The organism is Janthinobacterium longum (assembly GCF_051380735.1).
In the GTDB taxonomy this organism is placed as follows: domain Bacteria; phylum Pseudomonadota; class Gammaproteobacteria; order Burkholderiales; family Burkholderiaceae_D; genus Janthinobacterium.
The window spans coordinates 80,730-96,154 of sequence record NZ_JBNYXQ010000005.1; the positions used below are offsets into that span (position 1 = coordinate 80,730).

The 15,425-nt window shown below is 62.2% G+C and carries 15 protein-coding genes; 8 read left to right on the top strand and 7 right to left on the bottom strand.

Annotation, left to right across the window (positions count from 1 at the left end; genetic code table 11):
* Positions 1-822: a substrate-binding periplasmic protein gene (locus ACQ4WM_RS14810; protein ID WP_436547438.1), complete on the bottom strand. Its 822-nt coding sequence runs from the start codon at positions 820-822 to the stop codon at positions 1-3.
* A gap of 201 nt (positions 823-1,023) precedes the next feature.
* Between ACQ4WM_RS14810 and ACQ4WM_RS14815 the strand changes: the two genes are divergently transcribed.
* From ACQ4WM_RS14815 to ACQ4WM_RS14840, 6 genes are all read left to right on the top strand, one after another.
* Positions 1,024-2,025 carry a LacI family DNA-binding transcriptional regulator gene (locus ACQ4WM_RS14815; protein WP_436547439.1) on the top strand — a complete coding sequence of 334 codons (1,002 nt, stop codon included), beginning with the start codon at positions 1,024-1,026 and terminating at the stop codon, positions 2,023-2,025.
* 30 nt (positions 2,026-2,055) lie between these two features.
* A complete protein-coding gene (gene xylB / locus ACQ4WM_RS14820) occupies positions 2,056-3,537 on the top strand; it encodes a xylulokinase (RefSeq protein WP_436547686.1) in 1,482 nt (493 codons plus the stop codon).
* A gap of 12 nt (positions 3,538-3,549) precedes the next feature.
* A complete protein-coding gene (gene tal / locus ACQ4WM_RS14825) occupies positions 3,550-4,503 on the top strand; it encodes a transaldolase (RefSeq protein WP_436547440.1) in 954 nt (317 codons plus the stop codon).
* Positions 4,504-4,574: 71 nt separating this feature from the next.
* Positions 4,575-5,510 (top strand): ABC transporter substrate-binding protein, encoded by a 936-nt coding sequence (locus ACQ4WM_RS14830; RefSeq protein ID WP_436547441.1) that lies wholly within the window; start codon positions 4,575-4,577, stop codon positions 5,508-5,510.
* 80 nt (positions 5,511-5,590) lie between these two features.
* The gene (locus ACQ4WM_RS14835) at positions 5,591-7,090 is read left to right on the top strand and encodes a sugar ABC transporter ATP-binding protein (protein ID WP_436547442.1); all 1,500 of its coding nucleotides are present in this window, start codon (positions 5,591-5,593) and stop codon (positions 7,088-7,090) included.
* 24 nt (positions 7,091-7,114) lie between these two features.
* Positions 7,115-8,125 carry an ABC transporter permease subunit gene (locus ACQ4WM_RS14840; protein ID WP_436547443.1) on the top strand — a complete coding sequence of 337 codons (1,011 nt, stop codon included), beginning with the start codon at positions 7,115-7,117 and terminating at the stop codon, positions 8,123-8,125.
* Positions 8,126-8,204: 79 nt separating this feature from the next.
* Here the strand turns inward: ACQ4WM_RS14840 and ACQ4WM_RS14845 are convergent, their stop codons facing one another.
* From ACQ4WM_RS14845 to ACQ4WM_RS14860, 4 genes are all read right to left on the bottom strand, one after another.
* On the bottom strand, positions 8,205-8,633 hold the full coding sequence (locus ACQ4WM_RS14845; RefSeq protein ID WP_436547444.1) for a GNAT family N-acetyltransferase: 429 nt from the start codon (positions 8,631-8,633) through the stop codon (positions 8,205-8,207).
* A gap of 60 nt (positions 8,634-8,693) precedes the next feature.
* Positions 8,694-9,689, bottom strand: a complete 996-nt coding sequence (locus ACQ4WM_RS14850; protein ID WP_436547445.1) for an NADP-dependent oxidoreductase — start codon at positions 9,687-9,689, stop codon at positions 8,694-8,696.
* Between the two features lie 24 nt (positions 9,690-9,713).
* The gene (locus ACQ4WM_RS14855; RefSeq protein ID WP_436547446.1) at positions 9,714-10,016 is read right to left on the bottom strand and encodes a Dabb family protein; all 303 of its coding nucleotides are present in this window, start codon (positions 10,014-10,016) and stop codon (positions 9,714-9,716) included.
* Positions 10,017-10,077: 61 nt separating this feature from the next.
* Entirely contained in the window at positions 10,078-11,256 is a 1,179-nt protein-coding gene (locus ACQ4WM_RS14860) for an acetyl-CoA C-acyltransferase (protein WP_436547447.1), read from the bottom strand.
* A 213-nt stretch (positions 11,257-11,469) separates the two neighbouring features.
* Between ACQ4WM_RS14860 and ACQ4WM_RS14865 the strand changes: the two genes are divergently transcribed.
* Positions 11,470-13,170 (top strand): MFS transporter, encoded by a 1,701-nt coding sequence (locus ACQ4WM_RS14865; RefSeq protein ID WP_436547448.1) that lies wholly within the window; start codon positions 11,470-11,472, stop codon positions 13,168-13,170.
* A gap of 94 nt (positions 13,171-13,264) precedes the next feature.
* On the opposite strand, the gene ACQ4WM_RS14870 is transcribed toward ACQ4WM_RS14865, so the two are convergent.
* Positions 13,265-13,468 (bottom strand): hypothetical protein, encoded by a 204-nt coding sequence (locus ACQ4WM_RS14870; RefSeq protein WP_436547449.1) that lies wholly within the window; start codon positions 13,466-13,468, stop codon positions 13,265-13,267.
* A gap of 187 nt (positions 13,469-13,655) precedes the next feature.
* Between ACQ4WM_RS14870 and ACQ4WM_RS14875 the strand changes: the two genes are divergently transcribed.
* Positions 13,656-14,426 (top strand): nucleotidyltransferase domain-containing protein, encoded by a 771-nt coding sequence (locus ACQ4WM_RS14875; RefSeq protein WP_436547450.1) that lies wholly within the window; start codon positions 13,656-13,658, stop codon positions 14,424-14,426.
* On the opposite strand, the gene ACQ4WM_RS14880 is transcribed toward ACQ4WM_RS14875, so the two are convergent.
* The gene (locus ACQ4WM_RS14880; protein WP_436547451.1) at positions 14,423-15,322 is read right to left on the bottom strand and encodes a LysR family transcriptional regulator; all 900 of its coding nucleotides are present in this window, start codon (positions 15,320-15,322) and stop codon (positions 14,423-14,425) included. The two genes, ACQ4WM_RS14875 and ACQ4WM_RS14880, sit on opposite strands and share 4 nt — an antisense overlap.
* Positions 15,323-15,425 lie beyond the last annotated feature (103 nt).

The following is a 15,425-nucleotide window of genomic DNA, read 5'->3' on the forward strand; positions in this document are numbered from 1 at the left end:
TTATCGCAGCGCCACATGGTAGCGCGCGGCCAGCTGGTGCAGGAATGGCGAGCCGCGCAGCACGCGGTATTGTTCGCGCAGCCGTTCGACCGTCGCGGCCGGCGTGCCCAGGCTGGCCGCCACATAATAATCGGAGTCGTCCGACAGCAGGATGGTACGCCTGACCGCCGATTCCGGCACGCCCGCGCTGGCGCACAGGCCACGGATGGAATGCGGATTGCCGACGATCAGGTCGACCCGCCCCGCCAATAGCTTGTTCATGCCCGACAGTGCATTGTTGCTCAGGTCCAGCCGGCCTTGCTGCGCCAGTCCCATCGCTGCCAGCTGCGTGTGCGCAATATCGTCGCGGTTCACCGAGGTGATGTAGTGCGGCAAATCGGCCAGGCTGCGCACCTCGATATCATTGCGCTTGCTGAGCTGGTACAGATAGACCTGGCGCCGGGCCAGCGGCGCGATCCACTGAAATTGCTTTTCGCGTGCAGGCGTGCGTGCCAGGCTGAAAATGAGCACATTGGGCAGTTGCTGCGCCATGCTGTAAGCGCGCGCCCATGGATAGGCCGCGATACTGTAGGCGATGCCGGCACGCTCGACCAACGCGCGCGCCACTTCCACGCTGTAGCCGGTCAGCTTGCCTTGTTCCAGATAATTGAACGGTTCAAATTCCTCGGTCACCAACATCAAACGCGGCGCTGCCGCAGCCGGCTCCCCCTGCGCGCCAGCACCGCCCATCCAGACCAGGCCCAGCAGCGCCAGGATTGCCGCTGCCGCCGTGACTTTGCGCCTGCCCTGCTCCACCGAGTCCATCACCAGATTGCTCTCCATCAAAGACGGGCCCGCGAGGCGGGCGAATAGTGGGCACGATACACCATTCCCCTCAAGAAACAAAAACGAGAGAGCTTGAAAAGCGTGCGTTCGTTAAAAAGAAAGCGCTTGCGCAAGCGCTTTCTTTTGTTTAGGATGGCATCAAACGCGGCCAAGCCGTGCATCAACATCATAAAAATAAAAAGATCACCAGGAGACACCATGGCCACCATGGAAGATGTAGCGCGGGCGGCGGACGTATCGCTGTCGACCGTCTCGCACGTACTGAACGGCACCCGCAAGGTCAGCCCGAAAACCGTCGCCGCCGTCAACGCGGCGATGCAGCAGATTGGCTATGTGCCCAATATGCTGGCGCGCGCACTGGCTGGCTCGTCTTCCGGCACCATCGGCGTGGCCATCTCCGCATTTACCAATCATTATTTCAGCGAAACCGTGCGCGCCATCGAGGCCGCCTGCACGCGCCATGGCCTGATGATGCTGTTTTCCGATACCCACGACGACCCTTCGCAGGAACTCAAAGTGGTGCAGAACCTGCACCAGCGCCGTGTCGATGGCATCGTGCTGGCGCCATCGGGCGATCCGCAGGGCCGTGCACTGGAATATCTTCAAAGTAACAAGATCGCCTCGGTACTGGTCGATCGCATGTCGCCGCAAGCGTTTGACCAGGTCGGCGTGGAAAATATCGAAGCGACGTGCGAACTGGTCAGCCATCTGATCACGGTGCACGGCCACCGCCGCATCGGCTTTATCGCTGGCGCGCCGGGCCTGTCGACCACCGACGAGCGCATCGCCGGCTACCAGCTGGCGCTGCAGCGTGCAGGCCTGCCGTTTGATGCCGCCCTGCTGCAATGGGGCCATTCCAATCTGGAGCTCAGCGGCGCGGCCACGCGCGAACTGCTGGCGCTGCCGCAGCGCCCGACGGCGATTGTCGCCGGCAATAACCTGATGACCATCGGCACCATGCATGCGCTGCGCGATGCCTGCCTGGCCGTACCGCAAGACATGGCGCTGGCCGGCTTCGATGATTTCGACTGGGCCGATTATTTCAGTCCGCGCCTGACCGTGATGGCCCAGCCACTGGAGGAACTGGGCGCGATGGCGGTCGACCTGCTGATCGAGCGGCTGGCCCACCCGCAACGCGCGCAATATGTGCAGCGATTGTCGCCGGTGCTGCGCGTGCGCAACTCGTGCGGCTGTTCCTGATTCCTTTACCTGAAGACCATGATCAACAAAATTTCCCTCGGTATCGATCTCGGTACCTCCGAACTGAAAACCGTGCTGATGGACAGCCACGGCGCCATCCGCGGCCAGGCCTCGGTACGACTGGCCGTGTCGCGCCCGCAGCCGGGCTGGTCCGAACAGGCGCCGCAAGACTGGTGGGATGCCTGCGTGGCGGCGCTGGCGCAATTGCGCAGCAACCATGCCGACGAATACGCGGCCATCGCCTGCATCGGCCTGTCGGGCCAGATGCATGGCGCGGTGCTGCTTGACTGCAATGACGCGTGCATCCGCCCCGCCATCCTGTGGAACGATGCGCGCGCCCATGCGGAAGCGGCGCAGCTGGCGCACGACTACCCGGCGTTTGCCGACGTCACCGGCAGCCTGGCGATGGCCGGCCTGACCGCGCCAAAATTGCTGTGGCTGCAAAAACACGAGCCGCAGGCGTTTGCCGTGATCGATTGCGTGCTGTCGCCGAAAGACTATCTGCGCCTGCGCCTGACGGGCCAGCGCATCACCGACATGTCCGACGCGGCCGGCACGCTGTGGCTGGACGAGGCGCGCCGCGCCTGGTTTGCCCCCATCGTGGAGGCGTGCGGCCTGCGCCTGACACAATTGCCGCCGCTGGTCGAAGGCGATGCCGCCACCGGCACCGTGCTGGAGCCAACCGCCAAACAGCTGGGCTTGCCCGATGGCGTGGTGGTGGCTGGCGGTGGCGGCGACAACCCGGTCTCGGCCGTGGGCATCGGCGCAGTCCATGCGGGCGACAGCTTTATTTCGCTCGGCACCAGCGCCGCCATCGTGTCCGTCACCGAGCAGCCGCTGGGCAATCCGAACGGCGGCGTGCACAGCTTTTGCCACGCCCTGCCCGGCCGCTGGTACGCCATGGGCGCCATTTTGTCCGGTGCCAGCTGCCTGCGCTGGGCCACTGGCGTGCTGAACCAGGCCAGTGAAGCGGCGCTGCTGGCGCTGGTCGAAGCCGGCATCCCCCTGAGCCAGGCCGTCACGCCTGACGCGCCGCTGTTCCTGCCCTATCTGTCGGGCGAGCGCACGCCGCACAACGATCCGCAAGTGCGCGGCGCGTTTTTACAGCTGGGCCATGACAGCAATCCGGCGCAGCTTGGCTATGCTGTACTGGAAGGCGTGGCATTTGCCTTGCGCGACGCCATGGCGGCCGTCATGTCGACCGGCGCCAGCGTGCCGCACTGCCTGCTGGTTGGCGGCGGCGCGCGCAGCCAGTACTGGGCGCAATTGCTGGCCAACGTGCTGGGCCGCGAAATGCGCACCCTGCACAACAGCGAGTTGTCGGCCAGCATGGGTGCGGCCAAGCTGGGCTTTGCCGCCATCGGCCACACCAGCCTGCTGGCGACGGGACTGCCGATCAAGAACAGCTTTGCACCGGATGCGGCGCAATATGCGGCACTGACGATCCGCTATAACAAGTACCGCAGCCTTTTTCCTGCCGTCCAGGCCCTGCATCAACTGTCGTCTACCTAAGGACAAGTCACGATGAATCAACTGCAACAACTGAAGCAAGCAAGCACGGTAGTCGCCGACACCGGCGATTTCCTGCAACTGGCCCGTTTTGCGCCGCAAGACGCGACCACCAATCCTTCCCTGATCCTGAAAGCGGTGCTGCAGCCTGACTACGCGCCCTTGCTGGCGAGCACGGTTGCCGAACACAAGACCGCTGCACTGGACGATATCGTCGACCAGGTGCTGGTGCGTTTCGGCCTGGAAATCCTGAAAGTGGTGCCGGGCCGCGTGTCGACCGAAGTCGACGCCCGTTTGAGCTTTGACCGCGCCGCCACCGTGGCGCGCGCGCGCCGCCTGATCGCGCTGTACGAGGCGGCCGGGATAGGCCGCGAGCGCGTGCTGATCAAGATCGCCGCCACCTGGGAAGGCATACAGGCTGCGCGCGAACTGGAAGCCGATGGCATCTTCTGCAACCTGACGCTGCTGTTTGCGTTCTGCCAGGCGGTAGCCTGCGCCGACGCCAAAGTGCGCCTGATTTCGCCTTTTGTGGGTCGTATCTACGACTGGCACAAGAAGTCGCTCGGCGCCTCGTGGGACGAAACGGCCCGATCGCTGTCCAACGATCCGGGCGTGCAGTCGGTCACCCGCATCTACCAGTATTACAAGCAGCATGGCATCCCGACTCAGGTAATGGGCGCCAGCTTCCGCAACACCGGGCAAATTACCGCCTTGTCCGGCTGCGACCTCCTGACCATCAGCCCCGACCTGCTGGCCAAGCTGGAAGCGTCCGACGCGCCATTCGAGCGCGCCCTGGGCGGCAACCATGGCGCGCCGCAAGCAGCCGTCACGTATGACGAAGCAGCTTTCCGCTACGCCCTGAACGACGATGCGATGGCGACCGAAAAGCTGGCCGAAGGCATTCGTGGCTTTGCCGTCGATGCGGCCAAGCTCGACAAGCTGATCGAGGACTTGCGCCAGACAGCCTGACAAGCCGTTTTACACCAGAAGTTTAACCCGTAACACTGTTGTTTTTGACAATAAGACCCTTGGAGATTCTCATGAAAAAAGTAATTACCGCCACCCTGCTGTTATCCGCTGCCTGCAGCGCTTTCGCTGCCGACAAGCCGTTGAAATCGATCGGCGTGAGCGTGGGCGACCTGGCCAACCCGTTTTTCGTGGCAATTGGCCGCGGTGCTGAAGAAAGTGCCAAGAAAATCGGCGGCCCTGGCGTGAAAGTGACCACAGTGTCGAGCAAATATGACTTGAACACCCAGGTCGATCAGATTGAAAACTTTATCGCCAACAAGACCGACATCATTATCCTGAACGCTGTCGATTCCAAGGGCATCGCACCGGCCATCAAGAAAGCGCGCAATGCGGGCGTGATCGTGATCGCGGTCGACGTTGGCGCCGTTGGCGCCTCGGCCACCGTGATGTCCGACAACACCATGGCCGGCGACGTCTCGTGCGCCTACCTGGCCAAGCAGATCGGCGGCAAGGGCAATGTGGTGATCCTGAACGGCCCACCAGTCACCTCGGTGATCGACCGCGTCAACGGTTGCAAGAAAACCCTGGCCGCCTTCAAGGACATCAAGATCCTGTCCGACAACCAGAACGCCGGCGGCAGCCGTGACGGTGGCATGACCGTGATGTCGAACCTGCTGACGGCCAATCCGAAGATCGACGGCGTGTTCGCCATCAATGACCCGACCGGTATCGGCGCCGAACTGGCGATCAAGCAAGCCAAGCGTACCGACGTGAAACTGATCACCGCCGTCGACGGCGCGCCGGACGGCCAGAACGCCCTGAAAAACAAGGCCGGCCTGTTTGCCGCCACCGCGGCGCAAAACCCGTACCGCATGGCCACCGACGCCGTGCAAATGGGCTACGACATCATGAACGGCCGTACGCCGAAGCAAACCATGGTGCTGCTGCCGACCCCGGCCATCACCAAGGAAAACGTCGCCACCTACACCGGTTGGGTAAAAAACTGATCTGGCTGGCCTGACCACGCGTCGTCCGCCCCGGCCCTGGCCGGTGGCGGGCGGCAGTTTCAAAGCAAGGAAGGACAGTCATGAGCGACGAAATCATTTTTGAAATGCGCGGCATCGAAAAGCGCTTTGGCGCCACGCGCGCGCTGCGCGGCGTGCACCTGACGGTGCGCAGCGGCGAAATCCATGCCGTGATGGGCGAAAACGGCGCCGGCAAGAGTACCCTGATGAAAATCTTGTCTGGCGTCTATACGCCGGATGCCGGCGAGATCATTCTAGACGGCAAACCGATCAAGATCCGCAATCCGGGTGAGGCACGCGCACTGGGGATCAACCTGATCTACCAGGAACTGAGCGTGGCCAAGAACATGACGGTGGCACAGAACGTCTTTATGGGCAGCGAGCCAAAAGGACCATTCTGGACCGTCAAGGGCGGCGAAATGCGCGCCCGCACCAACGCCATCCTGGCCGACCTGGGCTCGCGCTTCAATGCCGACACCATGGTTTCGACGCTGTCGATCGCCGAGCAGCAGCAGGTGGAGATCGCCCGCGCGCTGGTGCACGAAAGCCGCATCCTGATCATGGATGAGCCGACAGCGGCCCTGTCCGACCGTGAAACAGAACAATTGTTCCGCATTATCGAAGAACAGCGCGACAAGGGCCTGGCGATTCTGTATATCAGCCATCGCATGGCCGAAGTCGAACGCCTGGCGCGCCGCATCACGGTGCTGCGCGACGGCGCCTATGTAGGCGAGCTGGGCAAGGACGAACTCGATCAGAAGAAAGTCGTGCAAATGATGGTCGGCCGCCCTGCCGACGACTTCTATTCGCACGAACGGCGCACTTCGCGCGGCGCCGAGCGCCTGCGCGTGGAAAACGTCGGCGCGGGCAAGGTCAAGCCGGCCAGCTTCGTGCTGCATGCCGGTGAAGTGACGGGCCTGGCAGGCCTGGTCGGCGCCGGCCGCACGGAACTGGCGCGCCTGATCTTTGGCGCCGACAAGAAGCAAACGGGCCAGGTCTGGCTCGACGGCCAGGAAGTCCATATTACCGAACCGCTGGCGGCGATCCGCCACGGCATCGGCTACCTGCCGGAAGACCGCAAGAGCCTGGGCCTGTTCATGCAGTTGTCGGCCATGGAAAACATGTCGATGAATATATTGTCGCAGCACGCGACAGCCGGCGTAGTCGACCGCCGCGCGCTGACCCGCCTCACGCGCGAATCGATCAGCAGCCTGAACGTCAAGGTATCGGGGCCGGAAGGCATTGTCGGCGGCCTGTCGGGCGGCAACCAGCAAAAAGTGCTGCTGGCGCGCTGGCTGGCGATCAAGCCGAAAGTGCTGATCCTCGACGAACCGACGCGCGGCGTTGACGTGGGGGCGAAAAGCGAAATCTACAAGATCATCCACCAACTGGCGGACGCTGGCACGGCGGTACTGTGCATTTCCAGCGAACTGGCCGAACTGGTCGGCATCTGCGACCGCGTGATGGTGATGTGCGAGGGCAGGCTCACCGGCGAAGTGACGGGCGACGATATCACGCAGGAAAAAATCCTTGCCTATGCCACCCATCTGGATGCAGCGTAAAAAATCAATCACGGGAAAAACATCATGACCACTACCACCAACGGCGGCGCCGCAAACGCCAGCCAATCTTTCAATGCCTCGAACCTGATGCGCCGCCTGGGCATGCTGCCCGTGCTGGTGGTGCTCTACCTGGCCATGTACGGCCTGACCGTGTATTTCTCGGCCAACGGCGAATCGACTTTCATGACCAGCAACAACACCATGAATATCTTCCGCCAGGTGTCGATCAATATCGTGCTCGCTTCCGGCATGACCTTCGTCATTCTCACCAGCGGCATTGATCTTTCCGTCGGCTCGGTGCTGGCCGTGTCGGCCGTGGCCGGCATGCTGATGTCGCTGTCGGCGCAATTCGCCGGTTTCTCCATCCCCACCTTTTTGATCGTCGGCCTGCTGCTGGGCGCGCTCAACGGCGTGCTGGTGGCGCTGGTCGGCCTGAACCCGTTCGTGGTCACTTTGGGGACCATGACGGCGCTGCGCGGCGCGGCCTATCTGCTGGCCGACGGCACCAGCGTGCTGAACACGGAAATCCCGAGCTTCGAATGGATGGGCAACGGCAGCTTCCTGGCGATTCCCTGGCTGATCTGGCTGGCCGCGCTGGTGGTGATCGTGACCTGGTTTATCTTGCGCAAGACCACCCTGGGCCTGCATATCTACGCCGTCGGCGGCAATATCCAGGCAGCACGTCTGACCGGCATCAAGGTCGGCCTGGTACTGATGTTTGTCTACACGATCAGCGGCCTGTTCGCCGGCCTGGGCGGCGCCATGTCGGCCAGCCGCCTGTATGCAGCGAACGGCAACTGGGGCACCGGCTACGAGCTCGACGCAATTGCGGCCGTGGTGCTGGGCGGCACCAGCCTGATGGGCGGCGTCGGTTCCGTCTGGGGCACCGTGATCGGCGCGCTGATTATCGGCGTGATGAACAACGGCCTGACCATCCTGGGACTGTCGTCGTTCTGGCAGTATGTGGCCAAGGGCGTAGTCATCGTGCTGGCGGTCATTCTGGATAAATGGCGCCAGTCGCACGCACAGAACTAAAGTCCGGGGTCAGACCCTCAACACCGCTAACGACTTGTTCATCGCTAACGGTGACGGGGGTCTGACCCCAGCAGTTACCTTACTTCAACACCAGGCGCATTTCAATATGCGCTATCCCCGCCTCCGCAAACTCCTTCCCCTGCTGTACAAAGCCATGGCGCGCATAGAACGGCGCGGCCACGGTTTGCGCATTGAGCACCACCGCCGCATCGCCGCGTGTACGCGCTTGCTCCATCAGTTGCTGCAGGATGGCGCCGCCGATACCGGCGCCGCGCCCCGCCTTGCGTACAGCCATGCGGCCGATATGGCCGTCCGGCAACAAGCGGCCGGTGCCGATGGCCTTGCCGGCAGCATCATAAGCAACAGCGTGCAGGCAGACAGCGTCCATTTCGTCGAGTTCGATCTCGGCGGGGACTTTCTGTTCGTCGACAAAGACTTCAAAGCGGATGGCGGATGCGTCGGGGCCCAGGGTGGCCCAGTCGCCGAGGCGGATGGTGTAATCGGTCATGATGGCATCGGAGTGGAAACAGGCCGCCATTGTCGCACGGCCTGCGGTGCCAGAGATTGGTCAGCTCAACTTCACCAGTTGCTTGCCGAAGTTACGGCCTTTCAGCAAACCGATGAACGCTTCCGGCGCGCTGGCCAGCCCGTCGGCGATGGATTCACGGAATTTCAGCTTGCCTTGCGCCACCAGCTTGCCCAGCTCGGCCAGACCTTCCGACCACAGTTCCGGATGCTCGCCAACGATAAAGCCGCGCACGGTCAGGCGGTTGATCAGGATCAGGCGGAAATTGTCGATCGGCGTAGCCTGGCCATCGTAACCCGAGATCCAGCCGCACACTGCGATTCGACCGAATGCATTGGTGCGCGCCAGCGCGGCGTCAAACACCTTGCCGCCCACGTTTTCAAAGATGGCGTCGATGCCGCCCGGCGTGGCCGCCTCAAGGTCCGCTTCCAGCTTGCCGGCCTTGTAGTCGACGCAGGCGTCAAAGCCCAGCTCATCGACCACGTACGCGCATTTTTCCGGACCGCCGGCAATGCCGACCACGCGGCAGCCCTTGAGCTTGGCGAGCTGGCCTACCACACTGCCGACGGCGCCACTGGCGGCAGACACCACCACCGTTTCGCCGGCCTTTGGTGCCATGATATGGTTCAGTCCATACCAGGCCGTCATGCCGGGCATGCCGACGGCACCCAGATAGGCGGACTCGGAAATATGCGTGGTATCGACCTTGCGCAGCATGCTGCCATCGGAGACGGCCACTTCGGTCCAGCCCAGGGTGCCGACGACGGTATCGCCGACAGCAAATTTCGGATGCTTCGATTCGATCACTGCACCGACCGTGCCGCCGATCATGGTTTCATCGAGCGCCTGCGAGGCAGCGTAGCTCTTGCCCTCGCTCATGCGGCCGCGCATATACGGGTCCAGCGACAGGTAATGGTTGCGTACCAGCAGCTCGCCATCCTTGATGGCGGGCATGTCGACAGTTTCCAGACGGAAGTTATCGGGCTGGACTTCGGCTTTGGGACGGGAGGCGAGGACGATGCGTTGGAAGGTGGTCATGGTGTTCCTTTGATATTGGTTGCGTTAAATCTCGTAGTCCATGCACTGGCGCGCTTCGCGCACGGCGCCAAAAAACGGCTTGATTTTCACGTGTTCGGGATGGTTTTGATAGGCATCGAGCGATGCGCGGCTGTCGAACTCACTGTACAGCACGATGTCATGGGTCGCTTCCAGGCCCGGCTGCGCCACCACCGCTTCGAACGCCAGAATGCCGGGCACGATAGCTGAACAGCTGTCGAGCAGGGCCTTGAGCTTCGCGGCGTTGGTGGCGCGGTCGGCGCCTTCGGCATAATCTTTGAGTTTCCAGAAAACGATGTGCTTGATCATGGGGGAGATAGACGGAAAGGAAGCCGACACTGTAACCGCTATCGGCCCGCCATGCAGCACGTTACACTACTTCGAACAATCCCGCCGCGCCCTGCCCGCCGCCGATGCACATGGTGACCACCACGTATTTCACGCCGCGCCGCTTGCCTTCGAGCAGGGCGTGGCCGGTCAGGCGCGCGCCCGACACGCCGTAAGGGTGGCCGACGGCGATCGCACCGCCGTTCACGTTCAGGCGGTCCATGGCAATACCGAGGGTGTCGGCGCAGTACAGCACTTGCACGGCAAATGCTTCGTTGAGCTCCCACAGGCCGATATCGGCCACCGTCAAACCGGCCTTTTTCAGCAATTTCGGGATCGCGTAGACGGGGCCGATGCCCATTTCGTCCGGTTCGCAGCCGGCCACGGCAAAGCCGCGGAAAATGCCGAGCGGCTGCAGGCCTTTCGCTTCGGCCGTCTTTGCGTTCATCACGATGGCCATTGCTGCGCCATCGGAAAACTGGCTGGCATTGCCGGCGCTGATCACGCCACCCGGCACGGCCGGGCGTATCGTCGACACGCCTTCATAGGTGGTGTCAGGGCGGATGCCTTCGTCGCGAGAGATCGTCACTTCGCGCGTCAACAGCATGCCGCTGGCCTTGTCGGCCACGCCCATGATGGTGGTCATCGGCACGATTTCCGCATCGAACAGGCCGGCGGCCTGGGCAGCTGCCGCGCGCTGCTGGCTCTGCGCGCCGTAGTGATCCTGGCGCTCGCGCGAAATATTGTAGCGACTTGCGACGGTTTCCGCCGTTTGCAGCATCGGCCAGTACAGGGCCGGCTTGTCTTCCTGCAGCCACACCTCGCGGTACATATGTTTGTTCATTTCGTTCTGCACGCAGGAGATCGATTCGACCCCACCGGCCGCATAGATATCGCCTTCGCCGGCGATGATGCGCTGCGCCGCCGTGGCGATCGCCTGCAGGCCAGAGGAACAGAAACGGTTGATGGTCATGCCGCCCGTGCCGACCGGACAGCCGGCGCGCAGCGCGATCTGGCGGGCAATATTGCCGCCGGTGGCGCCTTCCGGAAAAGCGCAGCCAGCCAGCACGTCTTCCACCTCGCCCGCCTCGATGCCTGCCCGTGCAATGGCGGCGGCCAGCACATGGCCGCCCATGGTGGCGCCGTGCGTCATATTGAAGGCGCCCTTCCAGGACTTGGCCAGGCCCGTGCGGGCGGTCGATACGATCACGGCTTCATGCATGTTGCGTCTCCTGAAATGATAGTAAGTGGTGGCTGAGAATAGCACATATTAGTACGGTCGTTCGCTATTGCAAAGACCTTGCAAAGCCTGTGCAAATGACTGCAATTGTAAGCGCCGCGTAAGGTTCCGGGGACAGACTGAGCCGCAGCTGTTGCAAGAATGGTCAGCAAGACCTCGGCAACGGTCCACTATAAAACATAGGGAGACAACACCATGGCAACACCATCCGGCTCGGCCGACGTACGGAAATTTGCGGCCAAGGGGGCGCCGATGACCAAGGAAGAACGCAAGGTCATCTTTGCCTCCTCGCTCGGCACCGTCTTTGAATGGTACGACTTTTATCTGTACGGTTCGCTGGCAACGATTATCGCCAAGCAGTTCTTTATCGGCGACCCCACTACCACCTTCATTTTTGCATTGCTGGCGTTTGCCGCCGGCTTTATCGTACGTCCGTTCGGTGCGCTGGTGTTTGGTCGCCTGGGCGACATGATAGGCCGCAAATACACCTTTTTGATCACCATCCTGATCATGGGTGCCTCGACCTTTATCGTCGGCCTGCTGCCGGGCCACGCTTCGATCGGTATCGCGGCGCCGATTATCCTGGTCATCCTGCGCATCCTGCAGGGCCTGGCGTTGGGCGGCGAATATGGCGGCGCAGCCACTTACGTGGCCGAGCACGCTCCGGAAGGCAAGCGCGGTGCGTTCACTGCCTGGATACAGACCACCGCCACGCTGGGTTTCTTCCTGTCGCTGATGGTGATCCTGGGCACCCGCCTGGCGACCGGCGAAGCGGAGTTCGAGGCCTGGGGCTGGCGCGTGCCGTTCCTGGTGTCGGTGGTGCTGCTTGCCATTTCCGTATGGATCCGCCTGGCGATGAGTGAATCACCGGCCTTTACCAAGATGAAGGCCGAAGGCCGTACCTCGAAAGCACCGCTGACCGAAGCGTTCGGCCAGTGGCGCAACCTGAAGATCGTGATCCTGGCGCTGGTCGGCCTGACAGCCGGCCAGGCTGTAGTCTGGTACACGGGCCAGTTCTACGCCCTGTTCTTCATGATCCAGACCCTGAAAGTGGACCTGGCCACGGCGAACATCCTGATCGCCATCGCACTGCTGCTGGGCACGCCCTTCTTCCTGTTCTTCGGCAGCCTGTCGGACCGGATCGGCCGCAAATACATCATTCTCGGCGGCTGCCTGATTGCCGCCCTGACGTATTTCCCGATCTTCAACGGCCTGACCCACTTTGCCAATCCGCAACTGGAAACGGCGCTGAAAAATTCGCCCGTGGTAGTGGTGGCCGATCCGGCATCGTGCCACTTCCAGTTCAATCCAACCGGCACGACCAAGTTTCCGTCCTCGTGCGACATTGCCGCCGGCTTCCTGACAAACAGCTCGGTGAACTACACCAAGGAAGATGCACCGGCCGGCTCGATCGCCAAGGTGCGCATCGGCACCAGGGAATTTACGTCATTCAACGCCGTCATGACAGCCGATGGCCTGAACTTCGACGCCGACAGCAAGGCCAAAGAAGCAGCCTTCAAGAAGGAAATCGGCACTGGCGTCAAGGAAGCGGGCTATCCTGCCAAGGCCGACCCGGACCGCATCAACAAGCCGATGGTAGTGCTGCTGCTGTTTATCCTGGTGCTGTATGTCACCATGGTGTACGGCCCGATTGCCGCCATGCTGGTGGAAATGTTCCCGACCCGCATACGCTACACCTCGATGTCGCTGCCCTACCATATCGGCAATGGCTGGTTCGGCGGCCTGCTGCCGACCACCGCGTTCGCGCTGGTTGCCTTCAAGGGCGACATCTATTATGGCCTGTGGTATCCGATCATCGTGGCCCTGGCCACGGTCGTGATCGGCACCCTGTTCGTGCGTGAAACCAAGGACAACAATATCTACGCTGACGATTGATGCAGCATCTGCACCGGCACACGTGCCGGTGCATCGCCATGAGAAAACGCCGCCGGGATCACTCCCGGCGGCGTTTTTTCATGCACAACCCATATTACTTTTCGCTCGCGCCCTTCTGCAACTTGTCGCGCTGCTGCACATATTCCTGATAGCTGGTCTGGTTGCGTTTGCGGCAGGCGTTGCGGTCATCAAAATTGTTGAGACTGTTGCAATACTCACCGATCTTGTCCCGATTCGCCTCATACAAAACCTCGCAGCCGGTAATGGCCAACAAACAGGGAATGATCAGATATTTCATTGCATCTCTCGTAAGATGGGGTAAGTGAACTGCGCAAGGACAATATGACCAATCACGCCAGGTTGGTTTATCTTAACGCGATCCCGGCGCGAAGTACAAGCGCTCGGTTTTTCTTTTTGGAAAGATGTGCAAGCCAGCGTGCGCTGGCGCATGCTACAGTCCGGCTTTTCAAACACCAGCCTATCGCATGACCGTCACCGCACGCACCATCGCCCCCGCTCCACGCGGCCCTTTCCAGCCAGCTTATCTTGACCTGATCGACGACCTGCGCACGGCGCTGCTGGCGCAGGCCGGGGAACTGCTCGACGGCATTTATCTGTACGGCAGCGTGGCGCGCGGCGATGCGACGCCGGGTGTGTCCGACCTCGACGTGACCCTGATCCTGCGTCACCGCCCGGCGCCGCGCGACAGCAGCATGCTCGAAGCACTGCGCCTGGCGCTGGCGGCCCGCCATCCCGAGGTGAGCAAGATCGATTTCGATATCGGCACGCGCATCGACGCGCTGGCGCCGCGTAACCTGCACAGCTGGGGCTATTGGCTCAAGCACCATTGCCGCTGCATCTGGGGCAACGACCTGGCGGTGTGCTTCCCGCCATTCCAGCCGTCGCGCACCATCGCGCTGGCCGTCAATGGCGATGCCGTCGAGGTACTCGAACGCCAGGCACAGGAGATGGAACAAACCCGGGATGCGGCAAAAATCGTGCGCAGGCAACGAGAAGCGGCGCGCAAGCTGATCCGCGCGACCAGCGTGCTGCGTGCGGAAAACGAACCATCGTGGCCGCAAACCCTGGAGCAGCATGCGGCGCTATTTCTCAGCACCTATCCGGCGATGCAGGAACAGATCGACTTTTTCATGGCCCATGCGGGCCAGGGTGGCGTGCCGGACGGACAATTCGTGCCGCGCCTGCGGGCCTTTGCCGGGTGGCTGCAGTTGCAGCTGCAACAACGGCAAAGCTAGGCAGGATCATTGAGCGCAGGGCAGTTTTGCGCAAATTGCGCCAGGTGTTCCAGCAGCACCCGCACCCGGGCCGGCAGGTAGCGGCGCTGGGTCCACACCGCATACACATGACGCGGTTGCGGCATCCAGCCGGGCAGCACGCGTACCAGACGGCCATCGGCCACTTCCTGGCGGCATTGCAGCAGTGGGCACAGCAATACACCGATGCCCGCTTCCGCCATCTCGACCGCCAGGCGCATTTCATTGACGCGCAGCCGCGCCTGCGGCTGCAGCACCATCTCGGCGCCATCGCCGGGCCGGTGCAAGCGCCAGGTGCGCAGCGGCTCGGCCACGATCAGTTCATGCTGTTCGAGTGACGCCAGGTCGTGCGGCACGCCGGCGCGCGCCAGGTAGGCGGGCGCGGCCACCATCACCAGAGCCGCGCTGCCCAGGCGGCGCTGCATCAGCGAGGAATCGTCTAGCGCACCGACGCGTATCGCCAGGTCGGCGCCGCTGCTCACCATGTCCTGCAGCCGGTTCGATAATTCCAGTTCCAGCCGGATGGCCGGATACTGCTGCATGAAACTGACCCAGGCCGGCGTCAGCAGGCCGCTGGCGAAATTGACGGGAGCCAGCACGCGGATAGAGCCGGACACGGCCGACAGGCTGGCGTCGAGCTGGCGCGTCGCCTGCCGCAGGGCGTGCACCAGCGGCCGGCACTGTTCATAATATTGCCAGCCTTCCGCCGTCGGCTGCAGGCGGCGCGCGCTGCGGTTGAGCAAGCGGTAGCCCAGCTGGCTTTCGAGCTTTTGCAGCCGGCGCGTGACGGTGGCCGCCGGCAATTGCTCGGCAGCGGCCGCCGCATTCAGGCTGCCGGCCTCCACAATGGCAACAAACAGGGCAAGGTCATCGAGCATTCGTACGATTTAATTCCATTTATGGAATTTCAGATTAAAAATATGCATCTAGTATAGATTGTTGCAAGTGACTATGCTGCTTGTCTGTTCACTTTTTTGAAAG